General features: G+C 61.8%; 22 protein-coding genes. 14 read left to right on the forward strand and 8 right to left on the reverse strand.

Annotation, left to right across the window (positions count from 1 at the left end):
- Nucleotides 1–252: 252 nt before the first annotated feature.
- The gene (gene lpxK, locus ACD590_RS02765; RefSeq protein ID WP_283186107.1) at nt 253–1,317 is read left to right on the forward strand and encodes a tetraacyldisaccharide 4'-kinase; all 1,065 of its coding nucleotides are present in this window, start codon (nt 253–255) and stop codon (nt 1,315–1,317) included.
- 92 nt (nt 1,318–1,409) lie between these two features.
- Here the strand turns inward: lpxK and ACD590_RS02770 are convergent, their stop codons facing one another.
- Together ACD590_RS02770 and mutL are read right to left on the reverse strand one after the other, a co-directional pair.
- Nucleotides 1,410–1,640, reverse strand: a complete 231-nt coding sequence (locus tag ACD590_RS02770; protein ID WP_003588271.1) for a DUF2093 domain-containing protein — start codon at nt 1,638–1,640, stop codon at nt 1,410–1,412.
- 171 nt (nt 1,641–1,811) lie between these two features.
- Nucleotides 1,812–3,614 carry a DNA mismatch repair endonuclease MutL gene (gene mutL, locus ACD590_RS02775; RefSeq protein ID WP_439002094.1) on the reverse strand — a complete coding sequence of 601 codons (1,803 nt, stop codon included), beginning with the start codon at nt 3,612–3,614 and terminating at the stop codon, nt 1,812–1,814.
- 183 nt (nt 3,615–3,797) lie between these two features.
- On the opposite strand from mutL, the gene ACD590_RS02780 reads away from it, so the two are divergent.
- Together ACD590_RS02780 and ACD590_RS02785 are read left to right on the forward strand one after the other, a co-directional pair.
- Entirely contained in the window at nt 3,798–5,519 is a 1,722-nt protein-coding gene (locus ACD590_RS02780; RefSeq protein WP_112906032.1) for a response regulator, read from the forward strand.
- A 126-nt stretch (nt 5,520–5,645) separates the two neighbouring features.
- Complete coding sequence (locus ACD590_RS02785) at nt 5,646–7,010, forward strand: putative bifunctional diguanylate cyclase/phosphodiesterase (protein ID WP_439002095.1); 1,365 nt, start codon at nt 5,646–5,648, stop codon at nt 7,008–7,010.
- 53 nt (nt 7,011–7,063) lie between these two features.
- Here ACD590_RS02785 and ACD590_RS02790 read toward each other — a convergent pair whose 3' ends face one another.
- From ACD590_RS02790 to ACD590_RS02810, 5 genes are all read right to left on the reverse strand, one after another.
- Entirely contained in the window at nt 7,064–7,669 is a 606-nt protein-coding gene (locus tag ACD590_RS02790) for a PRC-barrel domain-containing protein (protein ID WP_018244995.1), read from the reverse strand.
- 233 nt (nt 7,670–7,902) lie between these two features.
- Nucleotides 7,903–8,790 (reverse strand): SMP-30/gluconolactonase/LRE family protein, encoded by an 888-nt coding sequence (locus ACD590_RS02795; RefSeq protein ID WP_439002096.1) that lies wholly within the window; start codon nt 8,788–8,790, stop codon nt 7,903–7,905.
- The gene (locus tag ACD590_RS02800; protein WP_047621959.1) at nt 8,787–9,428 is read right to left on the reverse strand and encodes a 2-dehydro-3-deoxy-6-phosphogalactonate aldolase; all 642 of its coding nucleotides are present in this window, start codon (nt 9,426–9,428) and stop codon (nt 8,787–8,789) included. The genes ACD590_RS02795 and ACD590_RS02800 overlap by 4 nt, the downstream gene beginning before the upstream one ends.
- Nucleotides 9,429–9,441: 13 nt before the next feature.
- Nucleotides 9,442–10,359 (reverse strand): 2-dehydro-3-deoxygalactonokinase, encoded by a 918-nt coding sequence (locus ACD590_RS02805; RefSeq protein ID WP_439002097.1) that lies wholly within the window; start codon nt 10,357–10,359, stop codon nt 9,442–9,444.
- The gene (locus ACD590_RS02810; RefSeq protein ID WP_182563996.1) at nt 10,359–11,126 is read right to left on the reverse strand and encodes an SDR family NAD(P)-dependent oxidoreductase; all 768 of its coding nucleotides are present in this window, start codon (nt 11,124–11,126) and stop codon (nt 10,359–10,361) included. Before ACD590_RS02810 ends, ACD590_RS02805 begins: the two co-directional genes overlap by 1 nt.
- 108 nt (nt 11,127–11,234) lie before the next feature.
- Here ACD590_RS02810 and ACD590_RS02815 point away from each other — a divergent pair, with 108 nt between their 5' ends.
- The 11 genes from ACD590_RS02815 (at nt 11,235) to ACD590_RS02865 (ending at nt 22,330) form a co-directional block, all read left to right on the forward strand.
- The gene (locus ACD590_RS02815; RefSeq protein ID WP_439002098.1) at nt 11,235–12,032 is read left to right on the forward strand and encodes an IclR family transcriptional regulator; all 798 of its coding nucleotides are present in this window, start codon (nt 11,235–11,237) and stop codon (nt 12,030–12,032) included.
- A 254-nt stretch (nt 12,033–12,286) separates the two neighbouring features.
- Nucleotides 12,287–13,021 (forward strand): LuxR family transcriptional regulator, encoded by a 735-nt coding sequence (locus ACD590_RS02820; protein ID WP_018449364.1) that lies wholly within the window; start codon nt 12,287–12,289, stop codon nt 13,019–13,021.
- A 636-nt stretch (nt 13,022–13,657) separates the two neighbouring features.
- Nucleotides 13,658–14,818 (forward strand): Mrp/NBP35 family ATP-binding protein, encoded by a 1,161-nt coding sequence (locus ACD590_RS02825; protein ID WP_210066970.1) that lies wholly within the window; start codon nt 13,658–13,660, stop codon nt 14,816–14,818.
- Nucleotides 14,819–15,154: 336 nt separating this feature from the next.
- On the forward strand, nt 15,155–16,132 hold the full coding sequence (locus ACD590_RS02830; RefSeq protein ID WP_018449361.1) for a magnesium transporter CorA family protein: 978 nt from the start codon (nt 15,155–15,157) through the stop codon (nt 16,130–16,132).
- Nucleotides 16,133–16,150: 18 nt separating this feature from the next.
- A complete protein-coding gene (locus tag ACD590_RS02835; protein ID WP_439002099.1) occupies nt 16,151–18,049 on the forward strand; it encodes a potassium transporter Kup in 1,899 nt (632 codons plus the stop codon).
- 153 nt (nt 18,050–18,202) lie between these two features.
- Nucleotides 18,203–19,414 carry a cell wall hydrolase gene (locus ACD590_RS02840; protein ID WP_028734917.1) on the forward strand — a complete coding sequence of 404 codons (1,212 nt, stop codon included), beginning with the start codon at nt 18,203–18,205 and terminating at the stop codon, nt 19,412–19,414.
- Nucleotides 19,415–19,685: 271 nt separating this feature from the next.
- Nucleotides 19,686–20,024: an AtpZ/AtpI family protein gene (locus ACD590_RS02845; RefSeq protein WP_012756239.1), complete on the forward strand. Its 339-nt coding sequence runs from the start codon at nt 19,686–19,688 to the stop codon at nt 20,022–20,024.
- Between the two features lie 62 nt (nt 20,025–20,086).
- Nucleotides 20,087–20,839 carry a F0F1 ATP synthase subunit A gene (locus ACD590_RS02850; RefSeq protein ID WP_018245007.1) on the forward strand — a complete coding sequence of 251 codons (753 nt, stop codon included), beginning with the start codon at nt 20,087–20,089 and terminating at the stop codon, nt 20,837–20,839.
- Nucleotides 20,840–20,906: 67 nt separating this feature from the next.
- Nucleotides 20,907–21,134 carry a F0F1 ATP synthase subunit C gene (locus ACD590_RS02855; RefSeq protein WP_003545854.1) on the forward strand — a complete coding sequence of 76 codons (228 nt, stop codon included), beginning with the start codon at nt 20,907–20,909 and terminating at the stop codon, nt 21,132–21,134.
- A gap of 77 nt (nt 21,135–21,211) precedes the next feature.
- Nucleotides 21,212–21,835, forward strand: a complete 624-nt coding sequence (locus tag ACD590_RS02860) for a F0F1 ATP synthase subunit B (RefSeq protein ID WP_018245008.1) — start codon at nt 21,212–21,214, stop codon at nt 21,833–21,835.
- 3 nt (nt 21,836–21,838) lie between these two features.
- A complete protein-coding gene (locus ACD590_RS02865) occupies nt 21,839–22,330 on the forward strand; it encodes a F0F1 ATP synthase subunit B (protein WP_018245009.1) in 492 nt (163 codons plus the stop codon).
- A 92-nt stretch (nt 22,331–22,422) separates the two neighbouring features.
- Here ACD590_RS02865 and ACD590_RS02870 read toward each other — a convergent pair whose 3' ends face one another.
- A complete protein-coding gene (locus ACD590_RS02870) occupies nt 22,423–23,112 on the reverse strand; it encodes a ribonuclease HII (protein WP_439002100.1) in 690 nt (229 codons plus the stop codon).
- Nucleotides 23,113–23,271: the final 159 nt, after the last annotated feature.

Consider the following 23,271-nt stretch of genomic DNA (forward strand, 5'->3'; position numbering starts at 1 on the left):
CGATTTTCGCGGTTAAGTGCCGGTTCAAAGTCGTAGAGCGTCCTTGACGCGTCCTGTCGGAGGCGCGGTGCCGTAAGGGCTTGCATTTTTTCAGGTTTTGGCTTCTCAATCCGTCCGGTCGAAAAGCAAGGGGCTGGCTGTGGCTAAAGCAATTCCAGCAAAAGTGCACAGCGGTTTTGCCGGGAAAAGCGCGCAGCGACTTTCCCAAGGGATTGCGTGAGAACAAGCCGGGCAGGGGAGCGGGACGGCAAGATGATATCCGAAGCGCCACCGTTTTGGTGGAGGAAAGCCGATTGGCGGGCCTGGCTGCTGCTGCCGCTTTCTTTTCTCTATGGCCGTATCGCCGGCCACCGCATGGCCCATGCGCGCCGCGCCTCCGTTCCGGTTCCCGTCATCTGCGTTGGCAATTTCACCGTCGGCGGCGCCGGCAAGACGCCGACGGCGCTGACGATCGCCCGCGCCGCCAAGGCGAAGGGGCTGAAACCCGGCTTTCTCAGCAGGGGTTACGGCGGTTCGCTCGATGTGACGACCGTCGTCGACCCCGATCATCATCGGGCGGGCGCCGTTGGCGACGAGCCGTTGCTGCTTGCCCAGGAAGCGCTGACGGTGATTTCCCGCCGGCGCGTCGAAGGGGCTGCGCGTCTGGTGGCGGAGGGCGCCGATCTCATCATCATGGATGATGGGTTCCAGAGCGCCCGGCTGGCGATCGACTATGCCCTGCTCGTTATCGACGCGACCCGCGGCCTCGGCAACGGCCATATCGTGCCGGGCGGTCCGGTCCGCGCGCCGATCCGCCAGCAGCTGCGTTCTGCGACGGCGCTGCTCAAGGTCGGCGGCGGCAATGCCGCCGACAGGATCGTCCGGATGGCGGCGCGGGCGGCAAAGCCCTATTTCACAGCATCGCTGAAAGTGCGCGGCGACAATACGCTGGCCGGCACGAAGGTACTTGCCTTCGCCGGCATCGCCGATCCCGCGAAATTTTTCCGCACGATTGAATCCCGCGGCGGCGAGATCGTTGTCGCCAAGTCCTTCGGCGATCACGAGCACCTGACCGAGGAGGAGATCGACGACATCCTGACGACTGCCGAGCGTCAAGGTCTCTTGATCGTCACCACCTCCAAGGATTTCGTCCGCCTCTCCGGCCATCCCGGCAAGGCGGCGCAGCTCGCCGAAAAGAGCCGGGTGATTGAGGTCGACATGGTATTCGAGGATCACCTCGCCCCAAGCCTCATCATCGACCGGGCGATCGTCGCCTGCCGCGAACGGCGCCTGCGGGAGATCAAAACTGCGGCCAAGGCAGTTCCAGGAAAAGTGTGACGTGGTTTTCCCAGGCAAAGCGCGAAGCGGTTTTGCCGGGAATTGCGTAAAAAGCTGGAGCAGTTCTGTAATTCCAGGGAAGCTGAGAGGCTCTAGCGCCGCTGGTTTGGCAGCACGCCGGCGCGTTTGTCGGCCTCGATCGCCGAGATCACGTCGGCATAGGGCTCCTGCCGGGCAACACTCCAGTAGCGCAATTCATCGAGCGGGATCTGTTTTCCCGTCATCGCGCAGACGACATAGGAGCCGGGCGAGAGAATCTGGAAATCGCCATCGAGATACCGGATCTTCGCTTCGCGGTTTCCGTGTCCTTCGAACAAATTCATGCGCTCCGTTCCCTGCAGTCTGTCATTAAAGCATGTTGCGCAAAAGTGTGCCGCGGTTTTGCGATCACGACATGCGGAACACCAAAGACCTAAAGCGTGGCAAGCGAATCTGAAAGATCGCGACACGCTTTAGTCTGCCATACTCCCGAAAGGGTTGCTTTTCCAGCTTTTTTAGCTTCTGCCGAAAAGCCGCTCGATATCGCTGAGCTTCAATTCGATATAGGTCGGCCGGCCGTGATTGCATTGGCCGGAGCCGGGCGTCACTTCCATTTCCCGCAGCAACGCGTTCATTTCCTCCGGTCGCAGCCGCCGTCCGGAGCGCACCGAGCCGTGGCAGGCCATGGTCGCCGCCACATATTCGAGCTTGGCCGATAGGCCCGACGCCGTGTCCCATTCGGCAATCTCGTCGGCAAGCTGGCGGATCAGCCCATGCGCATCGACCTCGCCGAGCATTGCCGGCGTCTCGCGCACGGCAATAGCGCCTGGGCCGAAGCGCTCGATCGCAAGGCCGAGTTCGGAAAGCTCGGCCGCATGCTGCATCAACCGGTCGCAATCCTCTTCCGGAATGTCGATGATTTCGGGGATGAGCAGCACCTGAGAGGCCAGCCGCTTGGAGTGCAGCGCCTTGCGCATTGCTTCGAAGACCAGCCGCTCATGCGCGGCATGCTGGTCGACGATGACGAGCCCGTCCTCGGTCTGGGCAACGATATAGTTGGCGTGGATCTGCGCCCGCGCCGCGCCGAGCGGATACCGTGCGTTTGGTTCGGGGGCTGCCGGCTGCGGCGAAAACTGCGGCTCGGCCCGTGCCGTCGGCATCGAAAGTCCGTCGAAGGACGCCTGCGGCCGCTCGCCGAAACCCGTTGTCGGTTGAAAGGGCCGGGAGGGCGATGTCTCGGCCGACCATCCTCCCTGCGGCCGCTGGGTATTCGGCTGGAAGCCGGGGCGGAAGGAACGCAGCATGTCGCTCGCCCCGGTCGTTGCCGCTCGGCTGCCGTCGCGCGCCAAGGCCTCGCGGATGGCGCCGACGATCAGACCGCGTACCAGGCCAGGGTCGCGGAACCGCACGTCGGATTTTGCCGGATGCACGTTGACGTCGACGAGAGCGGGATCGAGCGTGATCGACAGCACCGCCACCGGATAGCGTCCGGATGGGATCGTCTCGGCATAGGCGCCGCGGATCGCCGAGAGGATCAGCTTGTCCTGCACCGGCCGGCCGTTGACGAAGGCATATTGATGAGCGGAGTTGCCACGGTTGAAGGTCGGAACGCCGGCAAAGCCAGTCAGCGAGATCTCTTCGCGCACGGCGTCGAGCGCAATCGCATTGTCCCGGAATTCCTTGCCGAGCACCTGCGCCATGCGCGCCAGATGATCGTCGCCGGTCGCCGGGAATTCCAGCGTCGTGCGGTCCGAACCCGACAGCACGAAGCGCACCGCCGGAAAGGCGATCGCCATGCGCTTGACGATCTCGGTAATGGCGCCGGCCTCGGCTTTCTCCGTCTTCAGGAATTTGAGCCGGGCCGGTGTGGCAAAGAACAGGTCGCGCACCTCGACGATCGTCCCGGGATTGGCGGCAGCCGGGCGCATATGCGCGATTTTGCCGCCGGTCACGGCGATCTCGTGGCCGCCTGTGCTGTCGCGCTTGCGGCTTGCAATGCTGAGCCTCGCGACCGAGCCGATCGAGGGCAGCGCCTCGCCGCGGAAGCCGAGCGTACGGATATCTTCGAGCGTCTCCGATATCTTCGAGGTGCAGTGGCGCCTGACCGCCAGTTCCAGATCGGCCGCGTCCATGCCCGACCCGTTGTCGCTGACGCGCAGCAGCGCCTTGCCGCCGCCAGCCGTGGCGATTTCGATGCGCGTCGCGCCCGCGTCGAGCGCGTTTTCGATCAGTTCCTTGGCAGCGCTCGCCGGCCGTTCGATGACTTCGCCGGCGGCGATCTGGTTGATGAGAGTTTCGGAAAGCTGTCTGATGGCCATGGGCTATTTTCGGGGATTCGCGGGCCGGAGGGAAGGGCTTTCGATGCGCTTTCCCAAAGCGTGATCACCGCCGTCTCCGAATTTAGGGGTGGCTAGTGTTAAGCCGGTTTTAACATAAAAATGGCATTTCTAATCACATACTTCCGGAAGCTGTGAAATCGAACAGATGTGGGACGCAATGGAATGAGTGCCGGCTTCGAAAAGGCGGACACATCATCAGAAATCGATGGGTCTCCCGCCGAGGCCGATCTGCAGACGGCGCTTTTCGATGTGGTGTGCGACAGCCTTTCCGCAGCTTTCATCATCTACGACAAGAACGATCACCTGATCTTCGCAAGCCGCCAGACCCTCGAATTCTTTCCGCTGCCCGCCGAAATGCTGAAGCCGGGAACGCGGCTTCGCGATTTCCTCGGTGCGATGTACGACACCGGCATTCGCCAGCAATATGATGTCAGGCAGGGCGGCTCGCTGAGCCGCGAGGACTGGCTGTCGCAGAAAATCGCCTCGCATTGGCGTGAGCGCTTCGACGCCGTCGAGCGCCACGGCGCCGACAGCTGGGTCCGCTTCGTCAAGCGCAGGCTGCCGGGCGGTTACGGCGTCACCATCATCTCCGACATTTCCGAGAACAAGAAGCGCGAAGAGCAATGGCGCTCCGATCTTGAGCGTGTGCAGCTCACCGAGGACATTCTCGACAATCTGCCGTTTCCGCTTTTCGTCAAGGACCGCAACCTCACCTATGTTGCGGTGAATCTCGCCTTCTGCGAGAAATATCAAACGAGCGCCGACGAGGTGCTCGGGCGCAAGAGCGGTGATCTTTTTTCAGAGGAGATCGCCAAGCGTTTCGAGGAGAGCGACCGCCACGTACTGGAGACCGGCGAGATGTCCGTCTCTCGCCAGCGTCAGATCTCCCGCGACGGCATCGAGCGCGACATCGTCAGCCGCAAGCACCGCATCGGCAAACCCGGCCGCTATTTCCTGGTATCGACCATGCAGGACCTGCCGCGCGACGGCGCCGATCTCGACGAGTTCGGCCAAGCGTCCGCGATCACCGCCTCCAGCAATCAAAGCTACCGCCGGGCCTATGTGCCGGTACCAACCGGCGTCGAGCGGCGCGAACCGGCGGCGATGGAAGCGATCGTTCCGGAGAATTTCTCCGGCCGCAAGGTCCTCGTCGTCACTGCCGACCTCGCAGCCGAGACCGCCGCGCTGCGGACGCTGACGAAATACGGCTTCGAATCCTGCTCGGTCCGCGGCGAGGACGAAGAGGAGCGGTTCCTGGAAATCGCTACCTCCTCCGGCATCTCGCTCGATCTCTTGATCATCGACAACCAGATGGGTATGCGCTGCCTCGAGCTCGCCGAGCAATACGGCATCCCGGCGCTCGTCATGGACGGTTTCCAGATCGCCAACGAGCTCACATTCCAGATCGCCCGCCATTTCAATCGCAACAGCCGCAGCGCTGCCGGTTCGGATACGGATTGGGAAATCAGCATTTCCGACGATGTGGTCGGCCTGCAGGTTCTTGTGGCCGAAGACAACGATATCAACCAGATCGTCTTCTCGCAGATCCTCGAAGGCCTCGGCTACCGCCATATGCTGGCAGCGACCGGCGACGAGGCCGTGCGCCTCTGGGCCGAGCACCGGCCACAGATCGTGCTGATGGATATTTCCCTGCCCGGTTTCAACGGCTTCGAGGCCGCCCGCCTCATCCGGCAGATGGAGGAAACCGGCGGCGGCACCCGCACTCCGATCATCGGCGTGCTCACCCAGGCCTTCGAGCGCGACCGCGCCGAATGCGTCAAATCAGGCATGGACGACGTCATCATGAAACCCGTCAGCCCCGATATGCTTGAGACGGTGTTTCAGAAGTACCTGATGGACGAACCTATGCGGGCGCGAAACTAGAAGGCGATACCCGTCAACTCCCTAGAATTTGGGCGTTTCAGGCGGCAGAGGCCGCTGATTTCCTATCGAATTGTTAAGACATGCCGGTCATTCTTTTGCATGGCTGCGGGGGAAGCTCGGGTTTGCATGATGAAATCGGCGGAAATAGCTTTCTTGACCGTGGGTCAGAATGAGCTTCAGGCGATGGCCTATACCGATCCGCTGACCGGATTGGGAAACCGCAATCGCATGCGGGAGAAGGTCCTGCAGATCTCTTCTGAGCGCGCCAGCGATCCGGCCCCCTTCACCATCGGCATCGTCAACCTCGACAGTTTCAAGCCGATCAACGATCTGTTCGGCTCGACAGCCGGCGATGAAATCCTCTGCCAGGTCGCCCATCGTCTCAGGGCCTGTATTCCTGATGGCGCGCTTGTGACCCGCCATGATGGCGACGAATTCGCCTTCGTGCTGCCGTTGATCTTCGAGCGGGCGAGCGCCGAGAAATTCGGCCAGATGATCCGTGAGGTGCTATCGGCCCCTTATGACCTCGGCGACCGCAACGTCCGTCTCTCCGCTTCCCTCGGCTTCTCCATCTATCCGTTCGCCGGAGAGGATTGCGAGGAACTGCTGAAGAGCGCCGAGACCGCCCTTTACCGTTCCAAGCGCCGCGGTCGCGGCCAGATCACCGTCTATTCGCGCGAGATCGCGCAGGAAATGAAGCGCGCCACGCAGCTGGAGCAGGCGCTCAGAAACGCCATCATCTCGGATGCGATCGACGTGCATTTCCAGCCGATCGTCTCGCTGTCCAACAATCAGGTCGTCGGCTTCGAGGCGCTTGCCCGCTGGAACGATCCCGATCTCGGCTTCGTGTCGCCCGGCGTCTTCGTGCCGCTCGCCGAAGAGCGCGGCTTCATCGACGCGCTGTCGGAGGCGTTGCTGCGTAAAGCTGCCGAAGCAGCACTTTCCTGGCCGCGCGAACTCTTTCTGTCGTTCAATCTTTCCTCGGCCCAAATGATGGATCCGGGCACGAGCAGCAGCGTCCTGTCGATCCTTGGGCGCGTCGGCTTCGATCCGCATCGCCTGGAGCTGGAGATCACCGAGACCGCGGTGATGAGTTCGGCCGATACCGCTCATCGCATCATCGCTGATCTGCGCGCCGCCGGTGTGCGCATCTCGCTCGACGATTTCGGCACCGGTCAGTCGAGCCTCGGGCGCCTGCGCGACTTCATCTTCGACAAGATCAAGATCGACCGTGCCTTCGTCTCGCGCATCAATTCCGATCGCGCCTCCGAACACATCATCAAGGCGATCCTTACCATGTGCGAGGGCCTGGAGCTGGAAGTCGTGGCGGAAGGTATCGAGGATTATGCCGAGGCAGTGAAGTTGCGCACGCTCGGCTGCGGCATGGGCCAGGGCTATCATTTCGGCCGCCCGGCGGACGGTATCGCGACGCTGCGCTTCCTGCACGAGAACTATTATGATCCGACCGGGATGGAGCGTGTCAGCGCATAAAACGATGGCGCCCCTGGGAGCGCCATCGCCTACGCTATACTACCACGCACGTATTACTTAGGCGTGGTCGAGCCGGTTGCCGTGGTGTCGGTACCGGTCGCAGCCGGAGCCTTTTCGGCCGCCAGCATTGCCAGCGTCTTGAACTCAGGTGCGGCCTTCAGCGATTCAGACGTTTCGCTGGTCGTCAGCTTGACGCTGCCGTCCTGGGTGTTCTGCGCGACGGTGATCTTTTCCATCGGCACGGCGACGTTCTTTTCGCCGATGCCGAGGAAGCCGCCGACACCAACGATTGCAGCAACAAACCCGCCATCCTTCTTCAGGATCAGGTCGTTGACGCTGCCGATGCTTTCATTGTTGCCGTTATAGACCGACTGGCCGATATAGGTGTTGGCGCTGACCTGGTCCGGAGACTGTTCCGTCAGATAGCCGGCCTGAGCCGTGTCTGCCGTCGGTGCTGCGGCCGGAGCCTGTGCAGCATCGCCTGCGGGCTTGGTGACGTCAGGCGTCATCGGCTTCGGTGCTGCCGGATCGGCGGGGGCCGCCTGGGTCGGAGCAGCGGGATCCGCAGGCTGCGGGGCTGTCTGCGAGAATGCCGCCGGTACGAAAGCCGTGGCAAACAGTGCGCCAGCGGCAACGGTCGTCAGAAGTTTGCGTGTCATTTCGAACCTACCTTTGTTTTTCCCTAGAGTGTTCGCTGGCGCGGCAACACCTGTTTCTCAGGTCTCGTTGCCGCGCCGGTTCGAAGGGAAAATGACTGGTGGAGCGATTGGTTCCGGTTGAAGACACGGAAAATTTCTCGATTTTCACGGAACATTTATCGAAGAACCGCCGCTAAAACGAGAAAAGGCGCCCCGGTCGGGAGCGCCTCTGATGGCCTCCGATCACCCGGTGATCAGATCACGTAGACGGGATCGAACACGCCTTTGACCTCGATGCCGAGTTCCAACAGCGCGCCGGCACTGGGCTGCGCCGAACGGGCATCCTCATCCAGCCCTTCCCAGGCGGTCGTTACCGCCAGGCGGTCGGCATTGACGCCGATGAAGGCAGGGCAGGAGGGTTGGACGGCAGGAACCTTGTAGCGCGAGATGCGCAGGCCGTCCGGACTGTAGCGGTCGACGACGCCGGCACCCCAGCGCGCATTCCACAAATAGCCGTCGGCATCAACCACCGAGCCGTCGATGTCGCCGGGGTCGTCCATGCTGTCGACAAGCACGATCGGCTCGCCCGAAGGCAGGCCGGTCAATGGATCGACCATGACGCGCATCAGCCGGTTGATGCGGGAATCCGTATAATAACCGATCGTGCCGTCAGGCGAGAAGCAGATTGAATTCGGGATGCTGATGCCGTTGAAGATCTTCGTCACCTTGCCGCTAGCGACGTGATAAATGGCGCCGGCCTGGTTTTCCGCCCGCTTGCTCATCGTGCCGATCCAGAGTGCACCGGAAGGATGCGTGCGGCCGTCGTTCGAACGGTTTTCCGGCCTGTCGTTTTCGAGTGCTGCGTAGAAGGTGAGGTTGCCGCTTGCGATGTCGCGCACGAAAAGCCCTTCTTCCGTCGCGATCAGCTGCCGCCCGGCGTCGATGCGGGCAAGCACGCTCGCCATCACAGGCAGCGGATGCACCTTTTTCGCGCCCGTCGAAAGATTGAGCTCGTGCAGTTCCTTGCCGAGGATGTTGAACCACCAGACGGTATTGCTGTCCGGATCATAGGTCGGGCCTTCACCGAGAACGGAATTGGTATTGCAAAGTGTCTTGCCCTCGAACTCATAAATATCGGTCATACGTTCACGCTCCCAATGGCTGCATCATAGGCGTAAATGGTCGCCTTGGCGCGCTCGGCAACCTCTGATGCGGTCATTCCTGGCTTGTAGATGCTGGTGCCGAGGCCGAAGGCGAAGATGCCGGCCTTGGTATAATCGCCGAAATTCTTATCCGACACACCGCCGACGGCGGCAATCATCAGCTCCGGCGGCAGGATTGCCCGGATCGCCGTGATGCCGGAAGGGCCGAGCACGCTGGCCGGAAAGAATTTGAGACCGGTGGCCCCGGCGCGCGCTGCTGCCAGCGCCTCGGTCGGCGTAAAGACGCCCGGCATCGTCACCATGCCGTAGTCGCGCGCCCGGATGATCACCTCGGGCTCGACATTCGGGGTGACGAGCAGCTTGCCGCCGGCCGCATGCAGGCTGTCGACCGCCTCGACGGTCAGCACCGTGCCGGCGCCGATCAGCACGTCGGCCGGTGCCAACTTCGCGGCGATCTCGATGGATTTGAACGGTTCCGGCGAGTTGAGCGGGATCTCGATCGCCGTCAGGCCATTTTCGATCAGTGCACCGACGACGCTTTCGGTCTCGTCAGGCCGGATGCCGCGAAGGATGGCGATCAGCGGGCGCTTCATGTCAGGGAAGGGGATACGGTTCATCGTGTCAGCTTTCTCAATTCGGCCAGATGGCTTCGGCGGCAGCCGAAAGCCCGCGGCGCACGGCCGCGTCGGCGTCGATGGCGGTGAAGGCAAGGGAGAGGGTCGTGAAGGCCTGTTCGTAGAGCGCCTGCAGGCGCCCTGAGGCGACGAGGGTGATGTCGGTGCCGTTTGCCGCATCTTGCAGCGCGCCGGCGATTTCGAGGCCGATCAGCGTGCCGGATAGCCGGGCTTGCGCCGCTGCGGCAGAAATCCCGTGCAGGAGCTGGCCCGAGCGGGCAGTAAACAGCAGGTTGGAGGCAAGGGCCGGGCGCGCGAAAGCGGCCGAGACGGCGGCCTCGAAGGCTGCCGCATCCGCCGGCTGCTCTGCCGCACCGGCAACGGCATGCGAAAGGATCGTGTGTTTGCTGATGACGTCGAAAAGCTCGCCGGTCATGAAGGTCGAAAAGCCGGTGACGTTGGCGTCCGTCACATGCACCCATTTCGAATGCGTGCCGGGCATGCAGACCGCCTGCGCCCCGGAGCTTGCGCGGCCGAGCGCGCCGAGAAGCTGGGTTTCCTCGCCGCGCATGACGTCCGGCGTCGCCATGTCCCGCTGGGCAAGGCCCGGCAGGATGCGGATGTCGCGGCTCTCGCCGGGCACGGAGACCGCCCCGGTCAGGATCGAGACAAGCGGCGTCGGCACGTCGATATAACCGGCCTCGACCCAGCCCTGCCGTGCGCCGGCCATGCCGCAGATGATCACCGGCAGGTTTTCCGGCGCCTCAATGGCTGTGAGATGGCCGGTAAGCACCGCGGAAAAGCCGGTCTTTGCCGCGCTCGTCATGCCTTCGCCGCTGCGGCGTTCGGCAAGGACGGTGCCGTCCCTACCCATGAGCCAGAGCCGGAAGCTGCTGGTGCCCCAGTCCACCGCGACATAAGCGGGATTTGCCATTACAGAACGCCTCCATCGACAATCAGGGACTGGGCGGTCATTCCAGCCGCACAGTCGGATGCAAGAAACAGGCAGGGACCGACGATCGCATCGGGCTTGAGCGCGACCTTCAGGCACTGGTCCTCGACCGAGCGCGCAATGCTCTCCTCGGTGAGCCAGTGCTGCATCTGCCGCTCGGTGACGACCATGCCGGGCAGAATGCAGTTGACCCGGATGTTCTCGGGCCCGAGCCTGCCCGCCAGGCTCTTCGTCAGCCCGACGACCGCCGCCTTGGCTGCCGCATAGGCGGGAAAGCCGCCCATGTTCAGCTTGAAGGCGATCGACGACATATTGATGATCGCCCCGCCGCCGGCCACCCGCATCGACGGCACGACTGCCTGCGAGGTGAAGAACACATGCTTGAGGTTGACCGCCTGGTTGTTGTCCCAATAGGCCTCGGTCACCGCGTCGAATTCATGGCGGTCGTCCCAGGCGGCATTGTTGACCAGCACGCGGATCGGCCCTGAGCTGGCAATGACGCTATCGACCGTGCGCCGGATCGCCTCGATGTCGCGCAGGTCGGCATGGTGAAAGGAGACCGGATGCGCCGTCTCCCGCGACAGCCTGTCGGCGAGTTCGCGGCCGGCCGCCTCGGCGATATCGATGAACGAGACCTTGGCGCCTTGGCGCGCGAAACCTTCGACGATCGCAGCACCGATGCCCGATCCGCCGCCAGTCACGAGCACGGCTCGGTCTTTGAACTCGGGAAATTGTGCTGCTGGCATCATGGTCACCGTCGCCTCCCGACCCTATCGTTGTTCCATTATTTGGAACTTAATTTGACTATATGGAATTATCGAATTACAGTGGCCTTTCTGTCAAGGGTGGATGAGGCAATGGATTCAAACGGCGGCGGCGCAGCACAGGCACGTGAGACCGGCACGCTCGGCAAACTGATGGTTCTGCTCGATCTCGTCACCCATGCGGATGCGCCGCTGCGTTTTACTGATGTTCTGGCTCTCGCCGGCCAGCCGCGCGGCACGCTGCATCGCCAGCTCAGCCATCTGGTCGAGGAAGGGCTGCTCGAGCTCGATGGCGACGGCCGTTATGCGCCCGGCCTGCGCCTGCTCGATTTCGCCGCGCGCAGCTGGGCGCGCAACGAATTCCGCATGATCGCCGAGCCGCACCTTGCCGATCTGCAGCGGGCAACCGGCGAGACGGTGCATCTCGGCGTTCTCAGGGGCCAGTCGATCATCTATCTCGACAAGGTCGAAGGCCGACAGCCGGTGCGCATGTATTCTCAGATCGGCAATGCCTCGCCTTGCTACTGCACCGGCGTCGGCAAGGCCGCCCTTTCGCTGCTTGCGGCCGAAAGCCTCGTCGATCTCGTCGCCGGCCTGAGCTTCACCAGCTTTACCGCCTCGACCCATGTCTCGGCCGAAACGCTGCTTGCCGAAATCCGCGAGATTGCCGATCAGGGCTATGCTTTCGACCGCGAGGAGCATGAGGCCGGCATCCGCTGCGTCGCCGCACCGGTCTGGTCGGAGGATCGGACCTTTATGGGGGGTATTTCGATTACCGGCCCGGCCTATCGGTTGTCGATGGAACTTCTGCACCAATGGGCCGTTCCGGTTCAACTGGCGGCTGCGAGGATCATGGAAGGCATGCGCGTCCGTCTCGGTCCGCGCCGCTGAGAGAAAAATTGCAATCAGCCCGCTGCTGGACGGAATCGCAGAGCATGCTTATGATGAGCGCGATATTGAGATTTGCCGACGAATCACCACAACTAGAACGGTCCGCGAAATCTACAACCAGTCACCGGCCGAACGCTCAACGCTGAAGCCGATTCCAACCAGCGATCGTCGTTCCCCGATGCAATCGAAACACCCATAGCGGGCAGGTTTCGCAAACGGTTTGCCGGCCGCTGTGCCGAAGATGAAGAAATGTGATGGCACCCTTGTCGCAAACATCCACGGAAGAAGACGATTATATCAAGGAAATAGCGGGCCTGAAGACCCAGTTCGATATTTTCCGTTTCATGAAACGGGTGACGGAAGCCTATCGTAGCCGTGCCTTCATGGTCCTCAACCTGCCGCCGATCACTTCCTTCGATCTTCAGGGCAGCACTGTCATCACCAGCTGGCCGGCCGAGCTTCTGGCTCTCTACGACCAGGAGGGCCTGATGGTGAACAGCCCGGTCCTCAGACGCCTCAGAACATCTGCGCGGCCCTTCTTCTACGACATGTCAAGACAGAACTGGTCGCGGGACGACGGCAAGTCCATCCTCGTCGCCTCCCTGTTCGAGCGCTTCAAGATGATGCGCGGCGCCTATTTTCCGACGCACGAGCCCTCCGGACTGCGCGGCGCCGTCTCTTTCGCCGGCGACCGCGAACCCTTCAGCCCGGCCGAAATGCGCGAACTCTGCTATATCGCCATCCATGTGTTCGACAGGCTTGCCGAGATCCGCAACCTCGATACGCGCATCACCGACACGCTGACCGACCGCGAGATCGATTGCCTCAACTGGACGGCGGCCGGCAAGACCAGTGCCGAAATCGCCGAAATCCTCACCCTGTCCGAGCACACGGTTAATCACTACCTCAACCGCGCCACCAAGAAGCTCGACACGGTCAACCGCACCCAGGCCGTCGCCAAGGCGCTGCGCATTGGCTTGATCAAATAAGTTGCAAAAAACAACCGAATGCTTTCGAAGCCGCCCAGCGCATAGGCAAGTCCTTCCCGTTGGCGGGCTGTCCCAAGCGCTTTTGCGCTGATTTTCCATCTGGCACGCTTTCTGCATCTCTTTTGCGAGAGGTCCAGAGGGGACTTTGAGACCAGCGCCAGGAAATGGCGCGGCCGACACACCGCTGCCCGACGCCGATGCCGCTTTCTCCCGGCCCTTCGGTGTCGGCGGCGGTTGTTGCGTTTTGGCACCGCTTCTTTCGCAGCTGTTTGCGATTTCCTCTTCCCGGTTCACTTTTCACTGGCCTTTTGCTCGGCTTGCTCTAGTTCGCCCCGGATTGCGCCGGTTCTCGGGGAGACCGTTGCGGCCATCAGGGCGAAAGCCCGGCGGACTTGATGGCCGCAACGGATTGCCAATTCCCCGGCGCTCTTTTGGCACGCCGCCAAATCGATTTTCTTCCCGATGATTTTGTTTGGCGAAGGCTTCCGTCTCCACTATCTCTACTGCATGATTTCAGCCTTGATCGATTTCGATCAAGGCTGAAATCATGCAGCAATTCAAAGTGCTACAGCGTCCTTTGCGCGTCTTGAAAGACGCGCGGCGCTGTAGTCTGCAAGAAAAAGCAGTGAGGGTGGAATGACCGACGTCACCAAGGAACAGGTTCTCGAAACGTTGAAGACCGTGCGTGGACCGGATCTCGAGCACGATATCGTCGAGCTCGGCATGGTCTCCGACGTCTTCATCTCCGACGGAAAGGTTTATTTCTCGATCACCGTTCCGGCCGACCGCGCCAAGGAGCTTGAGCCGATGCGGCTCGCTGCCGAGCGCGTCATCAAGGAAATGCCGGGCGTCAAGGGCGCCCTCGTCACACTGACCGCGGACAAGAAGGCGGCCGCCGCCGCTCCGGCTGCCCGCCCTGCGCCGAACCCGCCGCACGGTCATCCCGGCCACGATCACGCGGCCCACGCCCCTCAACAGCCGCCGCGCGCCGGCAAGATCGGTGTGCCTGGCATCGGCGCCATCATCGCCGTCGCCTCGGGTAAGGGTGGGGTTGGCAAGTCGACCACCGCCGTCAATCTCGCGCTCGGGCTGCTCGCCAACGGTCTTCGCGTCGGCATTCTCGATGCCGATATCTATGGTCCCTCGATGCCGCGACTGCTGAAGATATCCGGCCGCCCGACGCAGATCGACGGCCGCATCATCAATCCCATGGAGAATTATGGCCTCAAGGTCATGTCGATGGGCTTCCTTGTCGATGAGGAGACGGCGATGATCTGGCGCGGGCCGATGGTCCAGTCGGCGCTGTTGCAGATGCTGCGCGAAGTCGCCTGGGGCGAACTTGATGTCCTCGTCGTCGACATGCCGCCCGGCACCGGCGACGCGCAATTGACCATGGCCCAGCAGGTGCCGCTTGCCGGCGCCGTCATCGTCTCGACGCCGCAGGATCTCGCTCTGATCGATGCCCGCAAGGGCCTCAACATGTTCCGCAAGGTCGAGGTGCCGGTGCTCGGCATCGTCGAGAATATGAGCTATTTCATCGCTCCTGATACCGGCACCCGCTACGACATCTTCGGCCATGGCGGCGCCCGCAGGGAGGCCGAGCGCATCGGCGTGCCCTTCCTCGGCGAAGTGCCGCTGACGATGAACATTCGCGAAACCTCCGACGCCGGCACGCCGCTCGTCGCCTCCGAGCCGAACGGCGTCGTCGCCGGCATCTATCGCGGCATCGCCGCCAAGGTCTGGGAGCAGATCGCCGGCCAGTCCCAGCGCCCGGCGCCGACGATCGTCTTCGAATAATGCATGTCGCCCGGAAGTGTGCAGCGGTTCCGGGATAACGTCGGTGCTTGAGCGAGCCGAATCACCGCGGCGGATACCCCAAATTGTGGGGGAAACGTGGTGAAAAGCCGCGCTTCACGGAAGATGTCTTGATTATTTCACGGCTTTGCTTCATATGCCGCGGCGCCATGATGGCGTTTGCTGCAGATGCTCAATGACGGTCGTCTTCGTTTCGAAGAGGCGGCCCGCCTGCAAGTTCGGAGTTGTCTTGTCGATCGAAGGATTGGGAACTGCGATGCGGTTGAGCACAATGCGCATGCCGGCCTTTGAGGTTGGATGCAGCCGGAGAGACTACCGGTGATTACCGCTTACTGTTCGAATTGCAAGTCGGTCGAGATCCGCGATCTGTCGCATGCCGCCTCCTTTCCCGAGGACGTCGTCTGGATCGACATGATCGAGCCGACCCGCGACGAGGAGCTCTATGTCGAAAAAATTCTCGGCATCGAGGTTCCGACCCGCGACGATCTCAAGGATATCGAGCCTTCTGCCCGTCTCTATGTCGAAAACGACGCCGTCTTCATGACCGCCTCGCTGCTCTGGAAGGCTGACACCGACGTACCGACTCTGACCGATGTCGCCTTCATCCTGGCCGGAAACCGCCTGGTCACCATTCGCTACGCTCATCCCAAATCCTTTGCGCTATTCATCGCCGCGCTCCATCGGCTGCCGGAAAACTGGCGCAGTGGTGCCGCCCTTCTCGCCAAGCTCTTGGAGACGATCGTCGACCGCACCGCCGAGATCCTCGAAATCTCTGTCTCGCGCCTCGACATCTTGTCGACACATGTCTTCGGCGACCGGGCAAGGAAGGTGCGCAAGCCCTCGAACTACCTCGAGGAGAAGCTGCGCGATATTGCCGGCCATCACCGGATGATCAGCAAGGTGCGCGACAGTCTCGGTTCGCTTGCCCGCCTGCTGACGTTCTTTCACACGATCCCGGCGATCCAGCAGGACCGCGAGGCGAAGGAGCTCTGCCGCACCGTCTCGCGCGATATCCAGTCGCTGTCGGAGCATGCTTCCTTCGTCGCCGCCAACATCACCTTCCTGCTCGACGCTTCGCTCGGCCTCATCAACATCGAGCAGAACTCGATCATCAAGATTTTCTCGATTGCCTCGGTGGTGTTCTTGCCGCCGACATTGGTCGCCTCCATCTATGGTATGAACTTTCAGATCATGCCGGAGCTGACCTGGGTCGCGGGTTATCCCTACTCGCTGGCCCTGATGGTGATATCCGCCGTCATCCCCTTTTTCTTTTTCCGCTGGAAAGGCTGGCTCTAAGGAGCCTGTTGCAACTTCATGTCCGAAGAGAGCCATCCGAACGAACGCCATATGACGCCGCGAAAGCTGTTCTATCTCGGGCTGGGTTCCGTCGGTGTCGTCTACGGCGATATCGGTACCAGCCCGCTCTATGCCTTTCGCGAGGCGTTGAAGCCGGTGGCCCATGACGGCGTCACCCGTTTTGAAGTCATCAGCCTGATCTCGCTGATGATCTGGGCACTGACGATCATCGTCACCATCAAATATGTGCTCTTCCTGCTGCGCGCCGACAACGACGGCGAGGGCGGCACGCTGTCGCTGCTTGCACTGCTGATGAAGACCGCCAACGGCCATACCGCCATCCTGATGCTGCTCGGCCTGATGGGTGCCGCTCTCTTCCTCGGCGATGCGATGATCACGCCGGCGCTTTCAGTGCTGTCGGCCGTCGAGGGTCTGAAGCTCGTCACACCCAGCCTCGCGGAATATATCGTGCCGATCTCGGTGGTGATCCTGGCGCTGCTCTTCGTCGTGCAATCGCGCGGCACCGGCGCCGTCGCGAAGTTCTTCGGCCCGATCACCGCCGTCTGGTTCCTCGTCATGGCTGCCGCCGGCATTTCCCATATCTCGGACGATTACGGCATCCTGGCCGCCTTCAATCCCTATTATGCCGTCAGCTTCCTGCTGCATGAGGGCTTTTACGGCGTCGTCGTGCTTGGCGCCGTCTTCCTGACGGTGACGGGTGCCGAGGCGCTCTATGCCGATCTCGGCCATTTCGGCCGCCGCCCGATCCAGTGGGCCTGGTTCCTGCTGGTTTTCCCGGCGCTGACGCTGAACTATCTCGGGCAGGGGGCGCTCGTTCTCGGCAATCCGATGACGATGTCCGATCCCTTCTATCTGATGTATCCGAAATGGGCGCTGCTGCCGGTCGTTATCCTGGCGACCGCTGCGACGATCATCGCCAGCCAGGCCGTCATCACCGGCGCCTTCTCGATGGTGCGTCAGGGCATCAACCTCGGCTTTCTGCCGCGGATGGAAATCCTCTTCACTTCGGAAACCAATACCGGGCAGATCTTCGTGCCGTCGGTCAATGCCATGCTGTTCATCGGCGTCATCTTCCTGGTGCTGAGTTTCAAGACTTCGGACGCGCTGGCGACCGCCTATGGCATCTCCGTCACCGGCGCCATGGTCGTCACCTCGATCATGGCCTTCGAATTCGTCCGTGCCCGCTGGAACTGGTCGCTTCCCGTCGCGGTGATCGCGCTTGCGCCGCTCGTCGTGCTCGAAATGATCTTCCTCGGCGCCAACCTTTTGAAGATCCACGACGGCGGCTATATCCCGATCATGATCGCCACGGCCTTTACCGTCGTCATGTGGACCTGGCGTCGCGGCACGGCGATCCTGATGGAAAAGACCCGCCATACCGATATTCCGCTCGCCTCCTTCGTCAGCTCGATCGAGCGCAAGAGCGAACATTCGCCGGCCCAGGTCCCGGGTACGGCGATCTTCCTGACCAGCGATCCGGAATCCGCCCCCGCCGCCTTGCTGCACAATCTCAAGCACAACCATGTGCTCCACGATCGCAACGTCATCTTGACGATCCGCACGATCAACAAGCCGCGCGTGCCAAGCCACGACCGCTACAAGGTCGAGCAGATTTCCGAGCGTTTCTCCCGCGTCGAGCTGCTGTTCGGCTTCATGGAATCGCAGAACGTCTCGCAGGCCTTGGCGACATTGCGCAAGACAGGGCTGAAGTTCGACATCATGTCGACCTCCTTCTATCTCGGCCGCCGCAAGCTGGTGCCGGACGCCAAGTCGGGCATGCCCTATTGGCAGGACCGGCTCTACATCGCCCTCGCCAACGCCGCCGCCAATCCCTCGGACTACTTCCGTCTGCCGGCCAACCGCGTGGTGGAACTGGGCTCGCACGTTATTATTTGATTGCGCTTCGCCGCCGGCCCTTCTCCCCGTGTCGACGGGGAGAAGTCGCGGGTATTGCGACAGCACGCATCCCTTCGGGTTGTGCTGAGCTGCCCATAGGCACATTCCGGCACGGCCTGTTAACCGGACGTCAAGGTTAATGCGAGATTTTCAATGGAATGTTCCCGCGTTCCATGCCCGGAGTCCGTGTTGCGTCGAAAGAGCCCTTCCCGTAGCAAGCTGCGTCTCATTCCCGAGAATTGGGTGTCGCCCGTAATCTTCGGTCTTGCCGGCTGGCTGATTTTCCCGAGCGTCGCATCTCATGCCGATCTGGCCGCCATGCTCGCCGGCCTCGATCATGAGGGGGAGAACTGGCGCATGGTGCTGACCAATTCGCCGGCCGGCTCCATCCACCAGGCCGAACTCGCCTTCGCCGAGCCGATGGTGACGGGTTCGATCTCCGCCGGTGCCGGCATGGTGCTGCCCGATGGCCGCAAGGTCGCCTTCACCGCCAAGGACAAGGGCCACGAGGACACGCCGGACGAGGATCGGGTCAATCGCAGCACCAAGAAGGGCCGCGTCGTCGCTGTCGAGAAGATGCAGCCGCCGAAGGACTTTTCCGCCGGCTCGATCCTCGAGCGCACCAAGATGCTCTTCACCCCGAGCTTCGATCTCAAGGACAGGTCGGCCTTCGTCAAGCCGAAGATCCAGGGCAAGGAAATCCAGATCGCCACATCTTTCTATAAGACGCAGCCTGTTGTGACCGATAATGGCGTGCCGGCAATGCTCGCAAGCCTCGTCACCAGCAACAAGGCCGATGTGCTGGCCACAGCCTATGCGCCGGCAACACCTGACTATGCCCGCCAATCGCCCTTCGATTCCATCCTGGCCGAGCCGGACAGCGGCCGCTTCGTTCCGGAGATCGGCCCGCGCGATCATGCCTGGGCCGCAAGCGTGCTGGCGCCGAGCGTCTTCTCCGCCCGCGAACAGCAGTGCCTCGCCTCCGGCATCTATTTCGAGGCACGGGGAGAATCGGTGAAGGGCCAGGCGGCCGTCGCCCAGGTCATCCTCAACCGTGTCCGCAACCCTTCCTATCCGAAGACCATCTGCGGCGTCGTCTACCAGAACGAGGATTGGCGCAACCGCTGCCAGTTTTCCTTCGCCTGCGACAGCATCAAGGACAGGGTGAACTCCGAATATCACTGGCGAGTCGCCCGCGATGTGGCGATGGCGGTGACATCAGGCAAGATCTGGCTGCCGCAGGTGGGCTCGGCGACGCACTATCATGCCGTCTATGTCAGACCGAAATGGGCAAAGACCATGGAAAAGGTCGGTCGCATCGGTCTTCACGTCTTCTATCGCACCTATGGCGGCGGCTGGAGTTGAGATAAATCGCTTGGGCAAGCAGATTTCCGGCCCGGAAAAGCGGATTCTTTCCGTCGAATTTGCGCGATCGATCCGGAGTCGATTTATCTCTTTGATTTGATAGAATTATTTTCTCGCTGGACAGAAGCTGTCTACGCCTTGACTATGCTAATCCCTAAAACTATGTTGCGCGCGACTTCAGAACGGGCCGGAAGGGTCTCAACCTTCGTGTCCGGGGTCCGAATGACCGGGGTAGCGGGAGTGCGGGCGACGGGCAGACGAGGAGAGATCCATGGCGGACGACCGCGAGGAAAGTCTTGAAAAGCGCCGTGCGCAATTGGGAGCGAAACTCGCGACCAAGGGCGTCGAGACGGGAGAAGACGAGGCTAGGGAAGCCCGCGCCGAGGTAAGCCGCAAAGGTTATGCCCAGGCGATGAAGCTTTCCAGCGAGTTCATTTCCGCAATCGTCGTCGGTGCTCTGCTTGGCTATCTCCTCGACCGTTTTGTTGGCACGGCGCCTTGGGGTTTGATTGTTCTTCTGCTTCTCGGATTTTGTGCCGGCGTTCTGAACGTGCTGCGTTCTGCGGGGGTGGTGGCCCATCCCCTGGACGACAAGGACGACAAGAAATAAGGACCGGTTCCGGTCCAGTGCAATGACCCCGCGTCCTGCGGGCCAACGAGAGAGAACAAGCGGTGTCTAACGATCCGACTCATCAGTTCCTGATCCAGAAGATTGTGCCGATCGAAATCGGCGGAATTGATTTTTCGTTCACCAATGCATCGCTCTTCATGGCCGCTTCGGCTGCCGTTGCCGTCGGCTTCCTCTATTTCGCGACCTCGAACCGCGCCATCGTGCCGGGCCGTTCGCAGTCGGTCGCGGAAATGTCCTATGAGTTTATCGCCAACATGCTGAAGGAAGGCGCGGGCAAGCAGGGAATGAAGTTCTTCCCGCTGGTCTTTTCGCTCTTCACCTTCGTTCTGACGGCGAACCTGCTCGGCATGTTCCCGTATTTCTTCACGGTCACCAGCCAGATCATCGTCACCTTCGCGCTGGCGCTCTTGGTTATCGGTACGGTTCTCGTCTACGGTTTCTATAAGCACGGCTTCCACTTCCTGAATGTCTTCGTGCCCTCGGGCGTGCCGGGCGTTCTGCTGCCGCTGGTCGTCACGATCGAAATCATCTCCTTCCTGTCCCGTCCGATTTCACTCTCTGTTCGTCTTTTTGCGAACATGCTCGCCGGTCACATCACGCTGAAAGTGTTCGCAGGCTTCGTCGCCTCGCTCGGAGCCCTTGGTGCTGTCGGTGTCGGCGGCGCCGTTCTTCCCCTCATCATGACCGTCGCCCTGACCGGTCTCGAGTTCCTCGTCGCCTTCCTTCAGGCTTACGTCTTTGCGGTGCTGACTTGCATGTACCTCAACGACGCAATCCATCCGGGCGGGCACTAAGGATAACGACATCGACGTCAAAGGGCGTCAGTCATTCGCCGCAACAACCATTTCAAAGGAGTTCAACATGGAAGCGGAAGCAGCAAAGTACATCGGTGCAGGCCTGGCTTGCTTTGGTATGGCCGGTACGGCTCTCGGCCTCGGCAATATTTTCGGCAGCTACCTCTCCGGCGCTCTGCGCAATCCGTCTGCCGCTGACAGCCAGTTCGGCCGTCTGGTATTCGGCTTCGCCGTTACGGAAGCTCTGGGCATCTTCTCGCTGCTCGTCGCTCTCCTCCTCCTCTTCGCCGTCTGATATCGGCGAATAGATGGATCACGGCCTGCGACCGCAAGCCGTGATCCTTTGCATTTGCAGTCCACCTGGAGGTGAGCATGTTTTTTGTGACCCCGGCTTACGCTGAGGAAGCACCGGCGGCAGCGACGGGTACGGATGCGCACGCCGCTCCGGCCGCAGGCGAGGTCCATACCGAGACTGGTGTTGCCGAAGGCGAACACGCCCGCGGCCCTTTCCCGCCTTTCGATTCGACGACCTTCGCGTCCCAGCTGCTGTGGCTGGTGATCACGTTCGGCGTCTTCTATTTGCTCATGCAAAAGGTCATCGCGCCGCGCATCGGGGCCATCCTTGATCAGCGTCACACGCGTATTTCCCAGGATCTGGAAGAGGCAGCCCGCCTGAAGGCGGAAGCCGACGCCGCCGTCCGGACCTATGAAGGTGAACTGGCCGCTGCCCGCGCCAAATCCAACGCGATCGGCGCCGCCGCCCGAGACGCCGCTAAGGCCAAGGCCGAAGAGGATCGTCGCGCTGTCGAGGCGAGCCTGTCGGAAAAGATCAAGGCTGCCGAGCTCCGCATCGGCGAGATCAAGGCCAAGGCCTTCGCCGACGTCGGCACCATTGCCGAGGAGACGGCGGCTGCCGTTGTCGATCAGTTGATCGGCGGCACCGTTGCCAAGGCCGATGTCGCTGCCGCCGTCGCGGCTGCCAAGAAGGAGGCTTGATCGATGGAATTTGCCTTTGACGCGACTTTCTTCGCCTTTGTCGGCCTCGTCCTCTTCCTGGCGCTGGTCGTTTACCTGAAGGTTCCGGGCATGATGGCACGGTCGCTCGACGACCGCGCCGACCAGATCCGCAACGAATTGGCCGAAGCCAAGCGTCTGCGCGAAGAGGCCCAGCACCTGCTCGCCGAATACCAGCGCAAGCGCAAGGAAGCGGAAGCCGAGGCGGCCCATATCGTTGCCGCCGCCGAGCGCGAAGCCCAAATGCTGACTGCTGAAGCGAAGAAGAAGACGGAAGAATTCGTCACCAATCGCACGGCGCTCTCCGAGCAGAAGATCAAGCAGGCCGAGGCCGAAGCGATGAAGGCGGTACGTTCCGCTGCTGTCGATCTGGCGATCGCCGCCGCAGAAACCGTGCTTGCCAAGCAGGCCGATGCCAAGGTTCAGTCCGAGCTCTTCGGCAATGCCGTCGGCCAGGTCAAGACGCGGCTCAACTGAGCGCTTCGAAAAAGATTGAGAGGAAAGGCCGGGAATGTCCCGGCCTTTTCGTTTGAGCGGTTTTTTCTTCTGCTTGGCTTTTTTTGAATGGCCTATTCGGAAAGCAGCTCGTCCGTCTCAGGACCATCCTCGACCTTTCGCAACGGCCTGAAGCTCATCCGGTGCAGGGAACAGGGGCCGTGCCTCTCGATGCCGGCGCGGTGCTGCGCCGTGCCATAGCCAACATGCGCGGCAAAACCGTAATCCGGAAATACATTATGCGCTCGTGCCATCATCCGGTCGCGCGTCACCTTGGCGACGATCGAGGCGGCGGCGATCGAGACCGAGCGGGCATCACCCTTGACCACGGCCTGCCCGGGGCAATCAAGGCCGGGCGGCACATCGAGCCCGTCGGTCAGCACGTAGCTTGCCGGAATGGCGAGGCTGCAGATGGCTCGGCGCATGGCGTCGAGGCTTGCCTTGCGGATATCCGTCTCGTCGATGCGCGTCGAGCTGGAGGAGGCGATCGAGACGGTCGCCGTCGACAGGATCTGTACGAACAGTTCCTCGCGCCGTTGCGCCGAAAGCTGCTTGGAATCGTTCAGACCCTCAGGGATGCGCCGCGGATCAAGGATGACCGCAGCAGCAACGACCGGTCCCGCCAGCGGCCCGCGGCCTGCCTCGTCGGCACCGGCAACCGGCCAGTGGCCGGCCTTGCGGGCTTTGAGTTCCAGCCGGAAATCCGGCACGAGCGGAACCGTGTCGAAAAGCAGGGGAGAATCGGGTGACGTGCGAGGTTTCATGCGGCTGAACCTCGCACGCCAACCCGATTGCCCGCAAGTCCCCGGATCAGGGCGGCGGCCGGGGACGCTCCGGCGGATGGTGGCGGTCAGGGCCATCCGCGGGAATTGCGCTCGGGCTCGAAAACAGGCGGTTTTTTCGAGAGCCGATGCGCAAGCTCG

Source organism: Rhizobium sp. 862_C5_N1_2, assembly GCF_051811205.1.
GTDB classification, from domain to species: Bacteria; Pseudomonadota; Alphaproteobacteria; order Rhizobiales; family Rhizobiaceae; genus Rhizobium; species Rhizobium leguminosarum.